Source organism: Paenibacillus sp. FSL H8-0104 (assembly GCF_038050215.1).
Lineage (GTDB): Bacteria > Bacillota > Bacilli > Paenibacillales > Paenibacillaceae > Paenibacillus > Paenibacillus amylolyticus.
The window spans coordinates 2,280,536-2,301,691 of record NZ_JBBOTC010000001.1 but is presented as its reverse complement, the minus strand read 5'-3'; the positions used below and the strand labels follow the sequence as shown (position 1 = coordinate 2,301,691).

General features: G+C 47.0%; 19 protein-coding genes. 3 read left to right on the top strand and 16 right to left on the bottom strand.

Annotated elements, in window-relative coordinates:
• Nucleotides 1-41: 41 nt before the first annotated feature.
• The 8 genes from NST38_RS10455 to NST38_RS10420 form a co-directional block, all read right to left on the bottom strand.
• Nucleotides 42-1,973 (bottom strand): ABC-F family ATP-binding cassette domain-containing protein, encoded by a 1,932-nt coding sequence (locus tag NST38_RS10455; protein WP_076249907.1) that lies wholly within the window; start codon nucleotides 1,971-1,973, stop codon nucleotides 42-44.
• Between the two features lie 60 nt (nucleotides 1,974-2,033).
• Nucleotides 2,034-2,612 (bottom strand): TetR/AcrR family transcriptional regulator, encoded by a 579-nt coding sequence (locus NST38_RS10450; RefSeq protein WP_036609680.1) that lies wholly within the window; start codon nucleotides 2,610-2,612, stop codon nucleotides 2,034-2,036.
• A gap of 13 nt (nucleotides 2,613-2,625) precedes the next feature.
• Nucleotides 2,626-3,435, bottom strand: coding sequence for a DUF92 domain-containing protein (locus NST38_RS10445; protein WP_036609682.1), 810 nt, complete (start codon nucleotides 3,433-3,435; stop codon nucleotides 2,626-2,628).
• A gap of 229 nt (nucleotides 3,436-3,664) precedes the next feature.
• Nucleotides 3,665-4,438 carry an ABC transporter permease gene (locus tag NST38_RS10440; protein WP_076249908.1) on the bottom strand — a complete coding sequence of 258 codons (774 nt, stop codon included), beginning with the start codon at nucleotides 4,436-4,438 and terminating at the stop codon, nucleotides 3,665-3,667.
• A gap of 17 nt (nucleotides 4,439-4,455) precedes the next feature.
• A complete protein-coding gene (locus NST38_RS10435) occupies nucleotides 4,456-5,232 on the bottom strand; it encodes an ABC transporter ATP-binding protein (protein ID WP_076249909.1) in 777 nt (258 codons plus the stop codon).
• A gap of 27 nt (nucleotides 5,233-5,259) precedes the next feature.
• Nucleotides 5,260-6,315 carry an ABC transporter substrate-binding protein gene (locus NST38_RS10430; RefSeq protein ID WP_076249910.1) on the bottom strand — a complete coding sequence of 352 codons (1,056 nt, stop codon included), beginning with the start codon at nucleotides 6,313-6,315 and terminating at the stop codon, nucleotides 5,260-5,262.
• A gap of 12 nt (nucleotides 6,316-6,327) precedes the next feature.
• Nucleotides 6,328-7,776, bottom strand: coding sequence for an aryl-sulfate sulfotransferase (locus tag NST38_RS10425; protein WP_101313392.1), 1,449 nt, complete (start codon nucleotides 7,774-7,776; stop codon nucleotides 6,328-6,330).
• A 59-nt stretch (nucleotides 7,777-7,835) separates the two neighbouring features.
• A complete protein-coding gene (locus NST38_RS10420; RefSeq protein WP_076249912.1) occupies nucleotides 7,836-8,393 on the bottom strand; it encodes a MarR family winged helix-turn-helix transcriptional regulator in 558 nt (185 codons plus the stop codon).
• A 386-nt stretch (nucleotides 8,394-8,779) separates the two neighbouring features.
• On the opposite strand from NST38_RS10420, the gene NST38_RS10415 reads away from it, so the two are divergent.
• The gene (locus tag NST38_RS10415) at nucleotides 8,780-9,187 is read left to right on the top strand and encodes a hypothetical protein (protein ID WP_076249913.1); all 408 of its coding nucleotides are present in this window, start codon (nucleotides 8,780-8,782) and stop codon (nucleotides 9,185-9,187) included.
• A gap of 122 nt (nucleotides 9,188-9,309) precedes the next feature.
• Here NST38_RS10415 and NST38_RS10410 read toward each other — a convergent pair whose 3' ends face one another.
• From NST38_RS10410 to hemE, 6 genes are all read right to left on the bottom strand, one after another.
• On the bottom strand, nucleotides 9,310-9,942 hold the full coding sequence (locus tag NST38_RS10410; protein ID WP_076249914.1) for a fumarylacetoacetate hydrolase family protein: 633 nt from the start codon (nucleotides 9,940-9,942) through the stop codon (nucleotides 9,310-9,312).
• 46 nt (nucleotides 9,943-9,988) lie between these two features.
• Entirely contained in the window at nucleotides 9,989-10,741 is a 753-nt protein-coding gene (locus tag NST38_RS10405) for a glycerophosphodiester phosphodiesterase (protein WP_047842367.1), read from the bottom strand.
• A gap of 24 nt (nucleotides 10,742-10,765) precedes the next feature.
• Nucleotides 10,766-12,187 (bottom strand): CapA family protein, encoded by a 1,422-nt coding sequence (locus NST38_RS10400; RefSeq protein WP_076249915.1) that lies wholly within the window; start codon nucleotides 12,185-12,187, stop codon nucleotides 10,766-10,768.
• Nucleotides 12,188-12,372: 185 nt separating this feature from the next.
• Complete coding sequence (gene hemY / locus NST38_RS10395; protein ID WP_047842365.1) at nucleotides 12,373-13,797, bottom strand: protoporphyrinogen oxidase; 1,425 nt, start codon at nucleotides 13,795-13,797, stop codon at nucleotides 12,373-12,375.
• A complete protein-coding gene (gene hemH, locus NST38_RS10390) occupies nucleotides 13,797-14,747 on the bottom strand; it encodes a ferrochelatase (RefSeq protein WP_036609705.1) in 951 nt (316 codons plus the stop codon). The genes hemY and hemH overlap by 1 nt, the downstream gene beginning before the upstream one ends.
• On the bottom strand, nucleotides 14,740-15,804 hold the full coding sequence (gene hemE, locus NST38_RS10385; RefSeq protein ID WP_074094433.1) for a uroporphyrinogen decarboxylase: 1,065 nt from the start codon (nucleotides 15,802-15,804) through the stop codon (nucleotides 14,740-14,742). Before hemE ends, hemH begins: the two co-directional genes overlap by 8 nt.
• 204 nt (nucleotides 15,805-16,008) lie before the next feature.
• Between hemE and NST38_RS10380 the strand changes: the two genes are divergently transcribed.
• A complete protein-coding gene (locus tag NST38_RS10380; protein ID WP_076249916.1) occupies nucleotides 16,009-17,220 on the top strand; it encodes an MFS transporter in 1,212 nt (403 codons plus the stop codon).
• A gap of 106 nt (nucleotides 17,221-17,326) precedes the next feature.
• Here NST38_RS10380 and NST38_RS10375 read toward each other — a convergent pair whose 3' ends face one another.
• On the bottom strand, nucleotides 17,327-18,529 hold the full coding sequence (locus NST38_RS10375) for a cytochrome P450 (protein ID WP_076249917.1): 1,203 nt from the start codon (nucleotides 18,527-18,529) through the stop codon (nucleotides 17,327-17,329).
• A 487-nt stretch (nucleotides 18,530-19,016) separates the two neighbouring features.
• Between NST38_RS10375 and NST38_RS10370 the strand changes: the two genes are divergently transcribed.
• Nucleotides 19,017-20,228, top strand: a complete 1,212-nt coding sequence (locus NST38_RS10370; protein WP_047842361.1) for an asparaginase — start codon at nucleotides 19,017-19,019, stop codon at nucleotides 20,226-20,228.
• Between the two features lie 181 nt (nucleotides 20,229-20,409).
• Here the strand turns inward: NST38_RS10370 and NST38_RS10365 are convergent, their stop codons facing one another.
• Nucleotides 20,410-21,042 (bottom strand): O-methyltransferase, encoded by a 633-nt coding sequence (locus NST38_RS10365; protein WP_036670998.1) that lies wholly within the window; start codon nucleotides 21,040-21,042, stop codon nucleotides 20,410-20,412.
• Nucleotides 21,043-21,156 lie beyond the last annotated feature (114 nt).

The window sequence follows — 21,156 nt, the reverse complement described above, 5'->3', positions numbered from 1 at the left end:
ATAAAGTCACTGTAGAAGAAAGGGCGATGTTTAGTTATAAATCAAGACTTGCTCTGTTCAATCTGCTCTGCAAGTTCATTCAGAACGGTCCAGCGTTCCATCAATTCATCCAGATGACGTTCAGCCTCAACCTGCTCCGCCATCAACTCCTGCAGACGGGCAGAATCACTAAACGACTCTTCCATCTCTTTGTTAATCCGGACAAGATTGGCTTCAGCCTTCTCAATATTTTCATCAATCTGGTCGTATTCACGTTGCTCCTTGAAGCTGAATTTCAACTTCGGTTTAGCCGCTGACACAGCAGGAGTCGTTTTCTCCGATGACTGCTTCACCTTCGCCGCTCCTGTGTCACTCTCTTGAGTAACTCCGGGTGCATTTTTCAGCATCCATTCCGCATATTCACTGTAGTCGCCGACGTGTACACGTACAGCACCGTTGCCCTCAAAAGACAATACTTTATCCACAGTACGATCAAGGAAATAGCGATCATGGGATACGACAAAGACAACACCGGGGAAATCATCCAGGTAGTCTTCCAGTACAGCGAGTGTCTGGATGTCCAGATCATTCGTCGGCTCATCCAGCAGCAATACATTCGGAGCAGCCATCAGCACACGCAGCAGATACAGACGACGCTTCTCTCCACCAGAAAGACGGGAGATTGGCGTCCACTGGGATGCCGGAGTAAACAGGAACCGCTCCAGCATCTGGGATGCTGTAATCAGAGAGCCATCAGCTGTTTTCACATTCTCGGCCACTTCCTTGATGTACTCAATCACACGAAGAGATTCGTCCATCTCCTGATGTTCCTGTGTGAAATAACCCAGATTGACCGTAGGACCAACGTCAACCACACCTGCATCAGGTTCCAGCTTGCCAGATATCATCTGAAGCAACGTGGACTTACCACTACCGTTCGGTCCGACAATCCCTACCCGATCTCCAGGTACGGCAATATAACTCAGATCTTCGATCAGCGTGCGGCCACCCACGGATTTGGAAAGATGCTCGATCTCCAGAATCTTTTTACCCAAACGAGTGGAGCCAACGGATACTTCCAATGAACCCGAGCGCTGGACTCCTTGTTGGTCTTTGAGTTGTTCGAAGCGATCAATTCTCGCTTTTTGTTTTGTCGTCCGTGCCTTGGCACCACGACGAATCCATGCGAGCTCTGTCCGAAGCAAGTTCTTGCGTTTCTGTTCGGAAGAAGCTTCCCGTTCTTCGCGCTCCGCTTTCAGTTCCAGGAAACGTGTATAGTTCGCTTCGTATCGGAACAAACGTCCATGATCCAATTCCAGCATGACATTCGCCACACGATCCAGGAAATACCGATCATGCGTAATCATAAGCAGTGCGCCGCGGCGCTTCTGCAAGTACTGCTCCAACCAAACGACCGAATCGTTATCAATATGGTTCGTCGGCTCATCCAGAATGAGCAGTTCACAAGGATGAATCAGCGCAGCAGCAAGTGCTACCCTTTTGCGTTGTCCACCAGACAATGTGCCCATCAGTGCATCGAATTGACGAATACCCAATTTGGACAAAATGCTCTTCGCTTCACTCTCCATCTGCCAGAGCTGAAGCTGCTCCATTTGCTGATTCAAACGTAATAATCGCTCTTGCAACGCTGGATCGGACGAATTCAGTTCCAATAATTCCATCGTTTCCGTATATTCACGCACGGTTTTCATTTCCATGCTGTCACCTTCGAATACTTGTTGCAGTACCGTATTATCCGGATTGATATCCGGATTTTGCGCCAGGAACTGAATACGTACGTCATTACCGATGGAGATCTGTCCCGCATCTGCGGGTTCCATACCCGATATCACACGCAAAAACGTGGATTTACCGGTTCCATTTACCCCAACGACACCAATCTTGTCCTGATCAGCCATACCAAATGAAGCATCCTTGAACAATATTTTTTCACCATAACTTTTTGCAATTTGTTCTACCGTCATTATGTTCATTGCTCGTACCCACTTCTCTGTGAATTAAAATTCAATATTACGTACATCCGCGCACTTACTTTAAACTTGTAAAAAAGAACGGCATCCATCCAGAAACAACGCTGCTGCAAAAGCAATTCGTTTGTTCAGATGTTCCTCATTAAACTCCGGATTCAACATGATATCCATCTTCAGCCGGTCCAGAATTCCGATATATGCTTCAGCGAGCAATACAGGCTCAGGTACACTTGCACTCTCCAGTACCTCACACACCATACTCATGTATTGATTCATGAATGCCTTCATGAATTTCATCAGATCCGGATCATTATTGGGTGCCATAAAAAAGAGCTTGGTATGATTGCGACGCTCATAATAATACGTAAGGTGGGTCTTGGCTATTGCTCCAAGTTTATCACCTGTGTTCTCATACGAGTTCAAAGCATATTCAAGACGGCTGATAAAACTGTTACAATCCCGCTTGGATACTGCGATAAATAATTGTTCCTTGCTTTTGAAATATAAATAAATGGTGCCTTTTGCGATGCCGGCTTCGTCTGCAATATCAGACATTTTGGTCTCATAAAAACCTTTCGAGCCAAAAATACCATAGGCCGCATCCAAAATAGCCTCCGATTTGTCTCCCTGTACAGTGCTCAAAATGTACTCCCCCCTACAACGCCAAAATGTTACCTAAACCAATCGCCACACATCCGCCGATCACCGAGCTAAGCACGTTCACCAGGTCGTTACTCATCCATGCCCAGCCACGAGCCCGCACCGTTGGATGCCCGCAATGTTCATGTACCTCAACTTCACGGCCACACACAGTACAACGATACATCATCTGCACAGTTGCGCCCAGATAGGAATCGGCAAAAGCCCCTGCCAACCCGCCTGCAAGACCGACAAAAGTCCAACTAAACAGACTAAGCCCTTCTATCCCGGCGATCCAGGAAAACAAGAATGCTCCCGCACCAATCAGAGCCCCGCCTACGGCTGCAGCCACGGTGCCAAGAAGTGAAACACCTCCTGAAGCACCTGGCGTAAGTACCTTCCACGTGAGCACAGAGCGCGGCGGCTTGCGACTGAGACTCCCAATTTCGGTTGCCCATGTATCCGATGTAACGGTAGCCATTACACCAATGAAAGCATATACCCATGCCGGATGTGGAAATATCCAGTATCCCAGACATAGGAACATGCCCATTCCACCATTAGCCATCACTTGCCCAGCATCCCGATTTCCTGACTTGGCATAGGATTTCTCCAGCTCCTGCTTCCGATCTTTACGAAACCTGGAGAGCAACGTTGAAGTAATGAAAAACAACAATAACGTGCCAAACCAGAACAGGTTACCCGCTCCGTAATATATCGTTCCCATCATGATGGCTGCCAGGCAGCCAGACAAGGTTAGCGACTTTTTCGCATAGGCAGCACCTGCCACCATAGAAGCGCATACGGCGCCAATAATCCAATCCATAATGTCTCCTGCATGCAGCGTATGTACAGCCCGCATGACGTTTATTGTATTTTTGAAATTCAATTATACCACGGTTTGATCCCAATGCCGAAACTCCTTACGCCAGCACACAAAAAACCTGTTTTGGCCTCGTGTAGAAGTGCCAAAACAGGTTATTGATCAAACGTTAAAAACAAGATAACTTCCCTTTTCAAGTAACGTCTGGAATTCGGTGTTCCCAAGTTCTGTTTCAGGCCCGCTTCGCTCCTCCAATGACCCCATATCGGTAGAGTACTCTGCGACCAAACCAGTTGAACAATCGATCCGTCAGGAATCCCATAAAACCCAGGGAAATCAGCCCGACAAAGATCCAATCTGTTCGGAAAAAGAGTCTGGAGTTCCAGATTAAGTAACCCACTCCCTCATTCGAGGCAATCATCTCAGCACCGATTATGGCCATATACGAGGTTCCCATCGCCAGTCGCACACCTGTGAAGATATACGGGGTTGTCGCCGGAACAATCACATGCAGCAGAATCTGCCGTTCATTGGCTCCCATACTGCGGGCCGAACGGATTTTGTCTTCTTCAACGGAGAGTACACCTGTCAGTGTATTCAATACAACAATGAAGAAGGTTGCATACATAATGAGCGCGATCTTGGATTGCTCACCAATTCCGAACCACACCAGAAATAAGGTAATAAAGGCGATCGGCGGGATAAAACGTATAAAGTTAAGGAACGGTTCCGCGAACAGCCGGATGAGATGAACTTTGCCAATAATCAGCCCTACCGGAATAGCAATGATGCTTCCGAGTACCCAGCCCGCCAGTACACGAGTGAAGCTGATTCCGATATACTCCATCAGCGTACCGTCAGCTATCAGTTCGCGTGCTCCCAGGATCGTGTGCCACGGACCAGGGATTACGTCAGGCCCATAGATGAGGGCACCAAGCTGCCAGATTAAGATGACCGTTACCCATAGAAGCGGGATAGACACCCATTTTTTCTCCAACCATTTCATCTTGTATATCACCTCAATTATTCTTCAAAGTGGCCTTGAATTCGGTCATACAGGGTGTTGAACTCAGACGAGGCGATGTTCCTCGGGTAAGGTAAGTTGTTGTGGTAAATATCCGTTATATTCGAAGATGGACCTACAGACATAATGCCTATGCGCTCACCAAGCAATAACGCCTCCTGAATATCGTGAGTGACAAAGATAACGGTTTTATGTGTTTCTTTCCAAATTTTAACCAGTTCTTTCTGCATGGTCCGCCGCGTCATTGCGTCCAGCGCACCGAATGGCTCATCCATCAGCAAGATCGCCGAGTCATTCGCAAGTACCCGGGCCAATTGGACCCGCTGCTTCATGCCACCCGAGAGTTCTTTCGGAAATTTCCCCTCATGAGCACTCAATCCAACAAGCTGAATGTATCGATCAGAGATCTCACGTCGTTTTGTCTTAGACACCTTGGACATTCGAAGTCCGAATTCAACATTTTCCCTCACAGTTAGCCATGGAAAGAGAGAAGAATCCGCCTGCTGGAACACCATCGCCCGATCCCTGCCCGGTCTGTCGATCTCCTTGTTGTCTACCTTGAGCTGTCCGCCTGACTTGGAGATAAAGCCAGCGATCATATTCAGCAACGTTGACTTCCCACACCCACTGGGACCAAGCAGGACAAAGAACTCTCCTCCCTTGATAACCAGATCGACATCCTTAATGATATAATGCACATCCCCATTGGTCGGGGCATGATACGTTTTCCGAAGCTGTTCAATATGAATGGTATGCTGAGTTGCAGGTAAGGACATAACGGACACCTCCCATTTCCATAAGAATTATTTACTAAATGTCACTTTTTCCGGCAGAGCCTGCTGGAGAGAAGTCAGATCGAGTTTGGTGTCGAGATCAAAATCCTGTTCGATGATTCCAGTGTCCACCATATATTGCTTCTGACCTGCCAAACTATCATAAGCAGCCTGCGTAAATCCAACTTCCCATGGATTGATCGGAAGGTCTTTCAATGTGGCATCTTTAGGCTGTTTGGTCTCTTGATACATCAGATCGGCAACCTCTTCAGGATGCGCTTGAGCATACGTGGATGCTTCATCCAGCGCCGCAAGGAAGTCACTGATCTTTTCAGGGTTTGCCTGGATGAATTCATTACTTGATACCAGTCCCATACCAAGGCGTATAGGCGTCTGAGACATATCCGTCAGCTGATGTACTCCTTCGAGTGCATCGAATTTATCGGTTAACGCGGAACCTATGACCCAAGCGGCATCAAGGTCTCCCTGTTTCAGTGCGATGTAGGCCTCATCAAAAGCCCCCTGACCAATTTGCGTCACATCACTCAGCGCCACCCCCTGATCTTTCAAATATTCATCCCATAGATACGGAATAAATGTGCCTCGAATGAAACTCACTTTCTTGCCCTTCAAATCCGCTCCACTCTGAATATCCTCCCTTGCATACAGCTTCCAGGCGGCTGCCGCTTCATCCGTAGTCTGGCCTGCAGAAGCGATGACTGAATATTCCCCTTTAGACAAAGCATTTAATACAGGGAAGTCCGCCCCGTACGCAATATCTACCTGTTTGATAAATAGTGCATTTACACCTTCAGCTGGTGAGCCAAACGTAATACTCTCTGCATCAATGCCCCTGTTTTCAAAAAAACCTTTGGCAATGGCTACCCTGAACGTTGGGTTCGTACTTGTATCTGCGATTCGAATTTTTACATTATCGGTATTCTTGCCGGTAGCGTCTTTTGCTCCAGATCCTGCTGCGTTTGAACTGCACCCGGATAATAGGAGTGCCGTAGCCAGAAATAATATCAATATGCCGGTTACTATGGATGGTTTTCTCACAATATACACCCCATTCGATCTAATCATGATTCTTGACGCCTAGCCGCCTGACTTGCCTTCATCCGACGTTGCCACACAGGCTGCACCCTCCACAAATGGAAGAGTTGTCTCTACGCTCACGATGGATGCAGAACCTTTGGGTGCTGCTCCCGGGACCCTGTAGGTAGAGACATCAATAGCTTCGATCGCAACTTCCTGCGGTTTCTCCAACTGTGGAACCCACTGATAAGGAACTCGATACGAGCGATAGACCATATTGGTATTCCGCCCATCGGTGTAAGGAGAAACATACTCCCATACCAGCTCATGCTCCGCTGTCACTTCGAACAATCTGCCATTGGAACCCTCGGTTATTAGGGTGTTGCCGTTAGGTAAACGCTGGGCGGAACTGATGTATGGGCTATAAAATTTATAAGAATCCGTCGGAACCGAGAAACCTGCTTCTGCCGAGGTATATTGCCAGACAATCTCCAGGGTGACCGGGTTAATCTCCAGTACACGGGAGTGATCCCGAATCGCATGTTTCAATCCAAATGGAGAAGCCGGATTTGGAAGGCCGTAACCTGCCCACCCGCCATTGTCGAATACGAGCAAATTCCCTTCACCCGGTAGACCTTGGGGAATAATATGTGCATGATGCTGCCCGATAATTGTGCCGATGTGTTTCACTTCAGGTGAAGTATAGTCTGGCCCTAATCTCCACACGATCTTTCCACTCTGTCTGTCTGTAATGGCGATAATGTTGGCCTCTCTGGCATCCCAGATAATATTGTCGGGGTGGAACCGTTCGTCTCCTTCTTCATAGAAACGGTTGGGTCCGACATAAGAAGCAGAATTAATATGTAACCAGTCACCAACACCAACACCCATATGACCGAAAGAACGTGTATTCGGATCACGGAACAGGACATTTCGAGCAGCTTCATCAAAACCTAATTCTTCAAAATGTTCGTTAGGCAGCCACTCCCAGAGTACCTCCCCCTCCCAATCGACTTCGATAATGGCATCATCAAGCAATGGCTTATCTGAAATTTGCGGGTTACTCACATTTTTGTGTGCCAGAATAAGTGTTTTACCACTCTTCGTCTTTGGCGCAAGGCCAGGTGCATAATAACCTACCGGATTCCCCTCACGCTGATAATCATGATGCTGGCGGGCATACCATAGTGGCTCATACCCCGGATCTTCGATGTGTTCGTAGCTATTGTATTTCCATACAATGTTGCCGTCCCAATCCACTTGGACCAGATCGACATTATCCTGAATACCGAACTTCGGATCTCTCCGACCCGTGCTGCCCAGCACGTAGCCGCCAGGTAATATTTTGGCCGGAAAACCTAACAATCCTTTCCACAGGTGAACCTCCTTGCCATTCATATCGATCAATACTACGCCTTCTTCACCTGCCTGATAAACGGTATAACCGCCCCAAGCCTTATCCGGATTGTATAACGTCGCTCCAGTTGGATATATTGTTGAGTGTCCCATTGATCATCTCTCCCTAGAATGTTTGTGGTATATCAAAATGTCGTTACATTGACCCAACCTCAATAACTGAGATAGTTCCTCTTCCCGGTATTGTCCCGCTGCTTCTGCTCAAGGTCACTTGTGGAGGACCGATTATGTTCTTGTATCCCGTTGCTCTCCGCCAATTCCAGCACCGTGTCCGAGAATCCCTCCAGATTCGCTACTACCCGCTCGTAGAATTGACTTTGCTGCTCCAGTTCCTCACTCGTAAAACCCTCAAACAGAAGCGTGATACATCGGGCACCGATGTTGCTGTTTCTCGCATACATCTCCCGCCCGCTGGATGTGATGTCCAGTAAAACCGTCCGGCGATCGTCTTCCTTTCGTCTGCGGATGGTGAGTCCCTTTTTTTCCAACTTATCGGTTAGAGCAGTAATGGCACCGGATGTAAAGTCCAACTGTTCTGCCAGATCTCCAAGCCGCTGTTCTCCCTCACGAATGATTTTGTGCAGGATAAGCATGCCTGGCAGGCTGATACCTTCTACAGAGATGCGATCCCGCTCTTTGACAAATCGTCTGACCATTTTGCGAAATAACCAATCCGTCCGCTCCAACGCTTCCCAGTCTCTATCACTCATTTCATAACCTCCTTGATCGTTTGAAGCTTCAATAAAGATACAAAAAAAGGCCCCCGAGGACATTCCTTAGAGGAGTAGTCCCGGGAGCCTTTGGTGGTCCAATCAGCTCAATGCAGTTTTCAGTTCAAATTAGTTCACTGTTCATTTAATGAGTATTAAAATAATTGAGATTATCATATAACCAACTAACCCAACCTGTCAAGTGAGAATTAAAATATAGATCTACTTTTACAGTCATTACCCGCCGGTTTGAAATTACTTATCCTGTTTTAAGTTTCACTTCAGGTTTCCCGTTTACACTATTCTCAGATCGAAACATCTACAACTACATCAACGACAAGCTACGATTCAGTTCGTACTCAACTACAGAAATGAGGATTATCCATATGAATATGAAAAGAGTCATTATTATAGGCACAATGATTGTCACTATGTCCTTCGCTGGAACAGCATGGGGCCAATCCGCCATCTCTCCCATACCTACTGCTAAATGGTCCATCGTTGACTTGGACACTCGTGAGGGAAGCAGTGATGAGCTGCTCGACGCTCTGAATCAGGCTTCAGAAGCGGATCTCTATCAAGAACTGTACAGCGGCAAATCACTGAGGACGATTACGGAAGAAAATAACGGGAATTTGGATGAGGTCATTGCTATTCAAGTAAGACAGCTCAGAGAGCAGTTGGATGAACGGCTCGCAAGTGGAAGTATCAGTTCGGAGCAACATGCTGCACAACAAGCTGAACTGGAAGAGTTGGTCACACAGAGCGCAAACACAGCATACAGCTTGGCGTAAATTAGTAGCGTATCCGTACGATGAAGGTATAAACATATATCCACGATAGCACGACAAAAAGGAGCGTATACACGCCCCTTTCTTGTAACCTATTCATTTCAAGCAGGTATGATGTGTAATCCTTATTGCACTGCCCCAATCGTGCAGGCACCCAAGGATTCGCCGTCCCATGCCAGTTCGAGCACATCTCCTGCTTGTGTTGGTCCAACACCTTCCGGTGTTCCTGTAAAAATGACATCGCCCGGCCCCAAGCCGTAATGATGACCTACATAATCCACAATATCCTGTAAACTAAAGATCATGTTACGAATATTACCACGCTGGACTTCCTCACCATTTTTGGTCAATGTAAAGTCTTTCTCCAGTAATGCTGCCGCACCCGGGAATGCCTGAAATGCAGTAACCGGAGCGGAATTTTTGAACCCTTTGGCCGCTGTCCACGGGTGGCCTTTTTTCTTAATCACGGTCTGTACGTCACGTAACGTAAAATCAATACCAAATGCATACGCATCCACCAGCTCATCTACCGCCATACCTGGCTCATAACTCCGGCCGATTTGCACGACCAATTCAGCTTCATAGTGAACTTCACCCTTGGTAGCAGGCAATCCAAGGGTTTCACCATTCAAGGGCACGACTGCATGGGAAGGTTTCATAAAGATCATTGGCTCATCCGGAACCGCGTTACCCAATTCTTCCGCATGAAGTTTATAATTGCGTCCTACACAGTATACATTGCGAATGTTAGTCAACATGGGTATATTACCACCTTTATCGGATTCATTAGTGCATATAGTAAAGTTAAGGTCTGAAAAATCGGCTGCTCGTCTCCTGAAATGCCAGCTCCCATACGTCAGGACGGTTCGTACATAACATCAGTTCTGGATCAACTGCCGCCAGTTTCTTCATAATGGTCTTGTCATCCACTGTCCAAGCCATCACCCGAATACCTGCACTCCGCATCTCGTTCATTAAGGATTTGTCTACATTGGTGTATCCAATCGATAGGAATGTACAATTCATCTGCCGCAACGCGGTTAACAGATCACCTGGTCGTGCATCGATAATTAGCCCCGTCTGGATCTCCGGTGCAAGTTTCTTCACTTCGATCAGAGCGGCTGGTTCAAATGATGTGATCACAACATCATTTTGCATATGTCTTTTTCTCACTTCATGTATAACAGCCGCAGGCAGACCCGGGTACATGTCTCCCTGCGTTTTCAGTTCAATGTTCAAACGTACTCTGCCGCACGAGCGATCTAACAATTCACTTAGCGCCGGAATCCGTTCGCCTTTGTAAGACTTGTTTTTCCATGCTCCGGCATCCAGACGTTGCAGATCAGCCCAATCAGTTTCCCGAACCAGACCCTTGCCATTCGTCGTGCGATCCACTGTAAAATCATGAATGACCACTGGTACACCATCACGCGACAACTGCACATCCAGCTCCATCCACTGAACTTCAGGTCGCTCCATGGCCATCAGGAATGCAGCCATCGTATTCTCTGGTGCAATAGAAGAAAATCCACGGTGTGCTACACAAAGGTTGTTCATTCGATTCCCTCCTCAAAAAGGTTTTTAATTAGGCGAAGCGACTCCATTCCCATCATATCGAATACCCGGGGAGAGCTTTGCCATCTGTTCCAACAGCAGTTTGTTCGCCTCATCAATCATTGGAATGGCCTGACCTAGCCCGGCCTCATAAGGGATAACTTTCATGCTGCAAGCTGCATCTTGACTACAGCGAGCCTGAAATACCGCCGTTTTCCAAGTCTCTTCGGTTGTTGATCTGGAGAAAATGAAATTTCCCGTACTGTATGCAATCCACTTCCCCTTATAGTACTCCAACCCTTGCAACACATGAGGATGACCACCTATGACCAGATCAGCGCCAGCATCTACAAACTCATGAGCCAATCGGGTCTGGTCACTATTCGGAGTACTTACACGTTCTTCTCCCCAATGTGCAACCACGATCACCAGATCAGCCTTCTTACGGGCCTCCTGGATCGCTTTGACTGCTCCTGTGGAATCATAGGCTTCAGCCACGCCAGCCCGATTGCCTTCCGCCTTCCAACTCGTTTCCGGTACAACTCGGGAGAACCCAAGCAATGCAATCTTCATGCCTTTGCGTTCCAGATATGCTGGTGCATAGGCCTCATCCCTGTTCATACCTGCCCCGGTGTGAGCTATGCCATATTCCTTGAGATAAGTTAACGTATCCACCAAGCCCTCTACGCCCTGATCCAAAATATGATTGTTAGCCAAATTGACAGCATCAAAACCCGCAGAGGCCATTGCCGCCAATGCTTTGGGCGAAGATTTGTACACATAGGTTTTGTCAGCTGCACTGGTACCACCATGAGTTATTGGTGTCTCCAGGTTACCGATGGTAAGATCATCATCCTTGAATAACCTGCCGAGTTTGGCAAAGGGATAATCATAACCGTTTTTATCCAGCAGTTCAGCAACTTTGCCCGAAAATTGAATATCACCAACAAAGTTAATTGTGACATCCTTCGCTGAATTGGAAGGTTTCGACGTCCCTGATTCCTGATCCACACCTGCATTTCCCTTGGTACCGGACGGTGTCGAATCTGCCGTAGGTTTTTTCGTTCCGGATTCTGTTTTCTCACTATTGGTATTGCTTGAAGTGTCAGGTGTCGCTACTCCAGATGTCTTATCTGCATCCGCTGTTGTCTCTTCATCCGTAGCTTTGGGCTCTTCTTCCGAAGTCTCATCGGATTCCGAGTCTGGAGAACTTACTTGATCCCCGCCTTTGGCATCATCTCCAATGGAAGGCTGATCCTGATCGACGATTTCTTGTTTCACCGGCTGGTCTGCCTGTTGCTGACGTGTATTAATGACATAAAAAATGCCCACCAGACCAATTGCAATGATCAATACAATATTAACTGTCCAGATGATTGTGATTGTATTGCGGGTGCGTTTACTACCTTTTTTCTTCTTTACACTTCGCTCTGATCTTGGGGGATACATAAGCAACTCCTCTTCTTCTTCACAGCCATACATACCATTATATCAGGCATATTCTGGATTTCCATCATTCCTTGGAACTGTATCGATTGAAAGGGTATGAACTCAGTTAGCTTCCAGATCTTCACATAAAAAAAGCCATCTCTCCAGTAGATAATTCTACGTTTGAGACAGCTCTCTTGCTGTACTTAATCTGCTGCAAGCTCTTGTGTAGCCTGAACAGACATTTCCTTCGCTTGTCTGATGCAATCAGGCAAACCTACGCCCTCATAACCTGCACCTGCAATGTACACACCCGGTAATTTGCTGCCAAGCTCCTCACGGAGGGCAGCAATATGTTGGAGGTGTCCCACCGGATACTGTGGCATGGATTTACGTAGCCTTGTAATCTCGGAGAAGATCGGCACTGCTTCAATACCCATCGTCTCTCTCAGATCCTTGAGAACGAGATTCGTCAGCGCTTCATCCGGAAGCTCTACGTTCTGTTCGTCACCGGAGCGACCAACATAACAGCGAAGCAGTACTTTATCATCGGGACTGGTATGCAGCCATTTCGTCGATGTCCACGTGCAAGCCGTAATATTACGCCCCTCTTTCCGCGGAACAAGGAAACCCGATCCATCGAATACATGCTCGACCTCTTTTTTCTCAAAAGCAAGCACCACATTGGCTACAGATACATAGTTAATCGCATCCAGTGCCGCCGTGTCCACGTGAGGTTTCAGCAGCTCCGACGCGACATACGTTGGCACAGTAACCACTACATCATCGGCTTCAAGCATTTCGCCATTACCAAGTTCAACACGGTATCTGGTCTGCGCTCCATCAAGACGTTGCAGCGACTTCACCGCAGTGTTCAGACGTTGATCCACATCCTGCAACTCATGGACGAGTGCATGAACAAGGCTCTGCAACCCCTGGCGAAAGTTCAGAAAGGCACTTCGTTTTGTTCCTGTATGCGTCTCAGCCGGTTTGCGACCCGTCATCATGCCCCGGATCAAGCTTCCGTAATCGCGCTCTACTTCTCCGAACTGCGGGAAAGTAGCCTGGAGGCTCAATCGCCGCATATCACCTGCATAGATTCCTGCGAGCAGTGGTTCCGTCAAGTTCTCCAGCACTTCTGCTCCAAGACGACGTTCAATCATATAACCGAGCGATTCATCCTCTGTTGTACGACGCGGCGGGATGACAAAATCCATCAACGCCCGCAGTTTGCCTGCCGGAGAGACCAGACCACTTCTCAAGAATGGTCTTAGTTCTGTCGGAATACCGAGAACAAGTCCTGCTGGCATAGGATGAAGCTTGCCACGCTGCATGATATACGTTTTCTTCGACTCCGGATTCTGACTGACCAATTCATGATCAATCTCCAATTCTTTGGCAAGATCAATCATTGCTGTTTTGCGAGCCAGGAAAGAATCGGGCCCTTTTTCAATCACAAATCCATCCCGGTGCAGTGTCTCAATCATGCCTCCCATGGACGAGCTTTTCTCGACCAAAGTAATCACAGGTTCAACTCCTGCTTCCCGGTAATGCTTGCGGATATAAAATGCCGCGCTGAGGCCGGTAAGGCCACCGCCGACAACAACAACACGGCGTTTCTTATCACCCATTACTCATCCGACCCTTGCTGCCATTGGCTTATAATAACGTCGCTTAAGGTCTCCATGTATAGAGGATCGCTATTGAGAGAATCAATACGCATCAGGCGCATGTCGATCTCTTTGGCAATCGATTTGGCCTCAATATCGAGATCATAGAGCACTTCGAGATGATCCGAGACAAACCCGATTGGTGCAACAAGCACATCCTCTACCTGTTCACGAGAAAGCTCCTGTAACGTATCCAGAATATCCGGTCCAAGCCAAGGCTCAGCTGTTCGTCCGGCACTTTGCCACGTAAATTGCCAATTGGTTATGCCTACACGTGATGCAATCACTTCCGAAGTCTCCAGCAATTGTTGCGGGTATGGATCACCCATCTCCACAATACGCGCCGGCAGACTGTGCGCACTAAACAACACCTTCACATCTCCGCGTTTTGCTCCAGCTTCTTCGAACGCATCCAACTTGGCACTGACACGTGTGGACAACGCCTGAATTAACTTTGGATGCAGATGATAACTCTCAATAAAGGACATATGAACGCCCAGCTCTTCTGCTTTTTCACGCGCACGTTTGATATAACTGCCTACACTCATCGTGGAAAAATGAGGAGCCAGTACAATACCAATCGCTGTCTGAATTCCATCCTTCGCCATCTGCTCCACGCCATCCTCAATAAACGGATAGGCATGCTTCAGTCCTTGATAACAACGGAATTCCACATCAGTGCCACGCTCATCGCGGTTTAATGTCTCTTGAAGGGCCTTGACCTGATTGTCTGTGTTCTCCCGAAGTGGGAAAACACCGCCAACAATGGCTTCATAACGATCCGTCAGTTCTTTCAATTGCTCTGGTTCAGGCGGACGTCCTCTGCGGATATGTGTGTAATACGCTTCAACACTCTCCATATTTTCCGGTGTGCCATACGACATCACCAGTACACCTACAGTATTAGTCATTGGTTACCGTCACCCCAGTCTTCATTGCTTCGGCAGAATATTCATGAATATACGCCGTTAGTTCTCTGAGCTTCTCTAGCGATGCTTCAGGAAATAATCCGTGTCCGAGGTTGAATATATAACCCGGCTCCTTGATTCCTTCGTCAATAATCACTTTGGCTTGCTCTTTAATCAGTTCCATCGGGGCAGTCAGCAAATATGGGTCCAGGTTACCCTGTACTGCAAATTTGCCGCCAAGACGTTGACGCCCTTCCGAAATGGATACTCTCCAGTCCAGTCCAATCACATCGGCTTGCAAATTATGCAGTGCTGGCAACAACTCACCAGATGCAACACCAGGGAAATAAATCTTCGGTACATTCAAATCCGATAATTCGGTAAAGATACGGGTAATCGTAGGCAACACATATGTTCTGAAGTCTTTGGGAGAAAGTGCTCCAACCCAGCTGTCAAACAACTGGAATGCCTTACCGCCATTCGCAATATGCGCACGGACATATGTAATAACCATATCACCAAGCTTCTGCATCAGCTTGTGCCACACCTCAGGCTCGCTGTACATCATCGTTTTGGTGCGGATATACCCTTTCGAAGGTCGTCCTTCAATCAGATAACTCGCAATCGTGAATGGTGCGCCCGCAAACGTAATAAGAGGCACATCAAGCTCCTTATCCAGAATTCGAATGGTTTCCAGAATATGTGACAGATCTCCTTCTACGTCGATGGGACGCAGCCGATCCACATCTGCAGCGGACCGAATAGGATTATCGATAACTGGACCAATATTTTTTACAATGTCAAAATCAATGCCCAGAGAGGCAACCGGATTCATAATATCGGAATACAAAATAGCCGCATCTACACCAAGTTTGCGTACCGGCATGAGTGTAACTTCAGCCGCCAGCTCGGGTTGTTTGCAGATTTCTAGCAAGGAGTACTTTTCTTTAATTTTGCGATATTCAGGATCGTAACGTCCAGCTTGACGCATGTACCATACCGGGACACGGTCTACCTGTTGTTTGAAACTTGCCCGAATCAGTCGATCATTATAGCTCATGTAAGAAGCCTCCAATAGTTTTTGGACTCATAATTACCATTATGCCCTTTTTAAACAGCCGTAACAACCACATGCAGATGCGTTCTACGTGACAATACTATGACATTCCTTACACCCATCCCTCATATGCCAATTATGTTATAATGAAAGAATGGTGTTTTTTTGAGAATTACAGAAATATCTTTGAAAGGAAGTGAAAGCACTTTGAAAACGTGGAAAGTAAACCTCATTGTGCTTTGGTTCGGACAATTTTTGGTCAATTCGGGCATGACCATGATTACCCCATTTTTGTCTCTTTATCTCGCAAGAGATCTGGGTGTTGTTGGCGAACATGAAATTGGCATTTGGGCGGGCTTTATTTTTGCAGCCAATTTCCTCACCTCATTTTTGTTCCAACCGCTCTGGGGCAAGTTATCGGACAAGTATGGCCGTAAAGTTATGCTGCTGCGGTCGGGATTCGGGATGGCCATCGTAATTGCCCTTATGGGTCTGGCACAGAATCCTTGGCAGCTTCTCTTATTGCGTTTGCTTAACGGTACCATCTCCGGTTTCAATCCTGCAGCTGTTGCACTGATATCGGGTACCACACCGAAAGACCGCATGGGTTTTGCCATGGGAATCAGTCAGTCCGGGCAGGTTGCCGGCACCATCCTGGGTCCACTCATTGGTGGCTTGTTAGCGGATGCGGTAGGCTTCCGCCCCATTTTCTACATTACAGGTGGACTGATCTTTGTTGCTTCCATGCTCGCCATGTTCCTGGTGAGAGAGAAGTTTGACCGTCAAGAAGCAGCCAAACTGCCGGCACAATCCGTATTGTCCGGTCTGAAGGAATTGAACAAGTCACCTCAACTGCCCGCACTGTTTGCTGTGACGTTTCTGTTGCAGTTTGCGATGATTAGCCCCATGTCACTCTTGCCGCTGTATGTGCAAAAATTGCATGCTTCGGATGTAAATGTGGCCTTCTGGGCAGGACTTGTCGGTGCAGTTACGGGACTATCCAATATGGCGATGTCTCCGATTCTCGGGAAACTGAGTGACCGGATTGGTCCTCACAAGGTGCTGACGTTCTCTCTCATAGGAACAGGACTCATGCTTATTCCGCAGGCATTTGTTCAGACCGTGTGGCAGCTCATTCTTGTTCGTTTCATGATGGGTGTGTTCATGGGTGGCTTGCTTCCGAGCGTTAATGCCCTGATCCGTTCCTATACATCCGATAGCATGATCAGCCGTGCATTCAGTTTTAATACGAGTACTCTGGCGCTGGGCAACATGCTTGGAGCGATCATTGGAGGATTTATGGCAGGATTCATCGGGATCGAAGGTCTGTTTATCGTCTCTGGCGGACTGCTGCTGCTTAATATGGTTTGGGTCCGATTCAAATTGTATAACAAACCTGCTTCTATTCAGGAATCCTGATTCCCTATTCATTTCTTAAATAGTCCATCTTAATTTTTCATTTGAAAAAGCCGCTTCCAGCGCCTAATTGGCCTGAGAGCGGCTTTTGTCATTCATGCGCCATTCATCATTTATTTATTAGATTGAATTCTATCGGATAATGTTTCACACCAAATACAAAAGCACTTTGTATCGGTTGCAGAGCCGTTCCAGACACAAGTTGAATGTTTCCCATGTGCTGAAGCAATGTATGAAGAACTACCCTTGCCTCCAATCGAGCGAGTGGTGCACCCAAACAAAAATGAATGCCAAAACCAAAGCCCATATGCCTGTTAGGCTTGCGATCAGAGATGAAGTCTTCCGGGTTTTCAAATTGGGCACTGTCCCGATTGGCTGCTCCAACCCAGGAAATCACCTGCTCTCCAGCTTGAATCGTCTGACCATTCAACTCTACAGTTTCCTTGGCGACCCGCCCAATCGCCACAATTGGCGGATAATATCTCAACGTCTCTTCAATCGCAGAAGTAATCCGCTCAGGATGTTCGCGCAACTCCTGTTGTAGCTCGGGTTGTTCAGACAGAATACGAACCGCATTGGTAATCAGGTTGGTTGTTGTTTCATTACCGGCAGCAAGTAAGAGAATACAGAAGCCTACCACTTCATCTGAAGTCAATTGCTGACCATCAATCTCCGCAGCAAGCAGTAATGAGATCAGATCATCTTTTGGCTGCAACCGACGTTCTTCCATAATGCCAGTGAAATAGATATGCAACTCCTGCATATTTCTTTTTTTCTCCTCCAATAACTCCTGGAAGGCCTGCTCACTATCATCACGCGCGCCTTTCACCAATACATCAGACCAGTCTTTGAACTTTTGACGATCCGTCGCAGGGACTCCGATCAATTCCGCAATGACAATGACGGGCAATGGTGTTGCAAGGTCATCGATAAGTTCCATATGTCCTTCTGACAGGTGTGGAGCAATTAACTCATCTGTGATTTCCTGAATACGCGGAGCCAATGCTTCAATTGCCTTGGGTGTAAACGCCTGGTTCACCAGATCACGCAGCTGTTTGTGTTTGGGAGGGTCTGTCGTCAACATGCTCGTATTGGCACGATCACGTGCAGAAGAGAATAGTTTCGGATTTTTCAGAACATACTTCACATCTTCATAACCAAAAACATCCCAACATTCTCGATGCTCATCATAGCGGACTGGAGTGTTATCACGAAGTTCTGCATACACCTTGAAGGGAGATAACCTCTCTTCCAAAGTCTCCAGTTCCCGAATCGGAATGTAATTTGCATACTTTCTCGGTGCCTGTTTCATCGTTTCTCCTCCAATCAATATTATATATTTATTTACATATGGTGATCACCCCTATTATAAACATAACTCTATTACGAAACCACTCTTTAGACCGTAATTGATCCCCATTACCTAATATGCGTTACTATCATCCTCTCATTCTGTTACCTACTTCTGATATGAGTCCCAATTCGACATTCTTTTATTAAAATGCTTCATTTTATCAGGACAAAAGACTCATTATGTAATATTAATTAACATTAAAAGGGCTTATTTTCCTTCAAAAATACTAAAACCGCTTCTTTTCTATCTCTAACCAAAATGAATAATCTTTCATAATTCCTTATAAACAATCATTTTACTCTCATTATCTATGAATGTAACCGATTACTCTATTGTTATCTATATTTGTCATATTACTTAACATAAAATACAATCAATTTGAAATGGTATACATATTCTTCTTAACAAACTTAACATCAAACTTACTTGAAGGAGAGTGCTATTCATGAGTAAAACATCCAATCTTCGTCCCTGGGCCGTATGGAGTACCGCAGCTTTAACAGCATTGACCATCTCGTTGTCCCCCATTGGAACCTACGCCGCACACGCAGCTACGGTAGAGGTGAAAGGCACAACAGGTGCTGTTCAGACAGCAACTACTACTCCGGCTCGCAATACTTCCATTCCTGCAATACCAGACTCTTCCAAACAATCTGCACTTCCTAATGTATTGGTGATTGGAACTGGCGGAACGATTGCCGGTCAATCCGAGGATGCCACCAGCTTCCAGAATTACAAGGCAGGTACACTTCCGATTGGAGAGATGGTAGACGCCTTACCGGATAAACAGAAGATTGCTGATGTTAGCACACTCCAATTCGGAAACTCAGGTTCAGGTTCCTATAGCATGACCGACCTCTATGACTTGTCGCAGACGGTAGACAAAGCTCTGGCAACGTATGACAGTGTTGTCGTTACCACGGGTACAGATACAATGGAAGAAATCGCTTATTTCCTCGATATGACGGTTCAGAGTGACAAACCTGTCGTGATCACAGGCTCCATGCGTCCATGGACCGTCATCGGTTCTGACGCTCAAGCCAATCTGTACAACGCCATCAAACTTGCAGGCAGTGGTCGTACCACTTCATTTGGCACAGTACTCATGTTGAATGACACAATTCAGCTCGCTCGCGGTGTAACCAAGACAAATGATTATCGAACAGATACGTTTGAAACGCCGATGCTCGGAGCTGTAGGATATATTGATGAAGAAAACATTCGAATCTACCGTGCTCCTGCACGTGCCTTGAAACCTGAAGGCACAGCGAAGCCCGTATTTGATCTAAGTAAAATCACAAAGGCAGATCTGGCCAAAGTAGAAATTGCGATCTCATATCAAGAAGCTGGCGGCGGAGCCATTGAAGGATTCGTGAGCAGCGGTGCCAAAGGAATTGTGACTTCCGGTACCGGAGCTGGCGGTATCTCCAGAGCTATGGGACAAGCTCGTACCAAAGCCATTGAAGAAGGTGTCATCTTTGTGACCACCACTCGGACGGGTTCAGGAAGTGTGTACGGCGGTGGCAAAGGTATCATTGCAGGCGACAACCTGAGTCCACAACAAGCTCGTGTATTATTGATGCTGGGTTTGTCCTTCAGTGATGATTTTGACACCATCAAAAAATGGTTTGAAACGTACGGAACACCTGAAGTATAAATAGAACTACTATAACGATATCTGTAAACACAAAGAAAGAGACGATACTCCCTGTGATTCAAGGTGTGTCGTCTCTTCTTTTTGTTTTCAGAAAACTCCGTACAGAATCACGATCCCCTCACAAACATAAAAGCGTGAGATCGTGCTCCATCGGAGTTTTATCTTTAGGAAATATCCACTTTTACTTCACCCAAGCAAGTACCAGCCCATCGTAATCCGGCAGCATCGTCGTCACCAGACGCGGGTCACTTGCCATCTGTTCATTGAAACGGCGAACAGCCAGCACGGCCGGACCCTGCTTGTCCGGATTCAGCGTACGACCACGCAGGAAACAGTTATCACCAACAATAACAGCACCTGGCCGAGCCAGCTTGATGGCATAGTCAAGATATACCGGATAATTCTCCTTATCTGCATCAATAAAGAAGAAATCAAATGTGCGACCTTCCTGCTCCAATTGCTCCAGGCTGTCTGCCGCCGGGCCAATGCGGTACTCCACCTTTTCGCCAAAACCGCCTTCCTCCAGATGACCACGCGCCATTGCCGCATATTCCTCTTTCAGTTCCAGCGAAGTCAGGGTTCCATTCTCACGCAAACCACGCGCAATGCAGATCCCACTGTAACCGCCCAGCACGCCGATTTCGAGCGCAGCTTCTGCTTTGGATGTCTTCGCTAGAAACGTGAGCAATCGTCCATATGCCGCCGCAACCGAAACTTCCGGCATACCGTTCGAACGGATGGCCTCTTTCACTTTCAGCAAAAGCTCATCCTCTTGAAATAATTGATTTACATATTCATCAGGGGTCAGATTCACCACTAAAATCCTCCTTGGACACTTGGACTGCTTTCCATATGGATGCCAATGTTCTATAATAAATGTTTGTTATCAACACAGGCGGTTGACTGATGCATCACTTCGAAAGAGGCG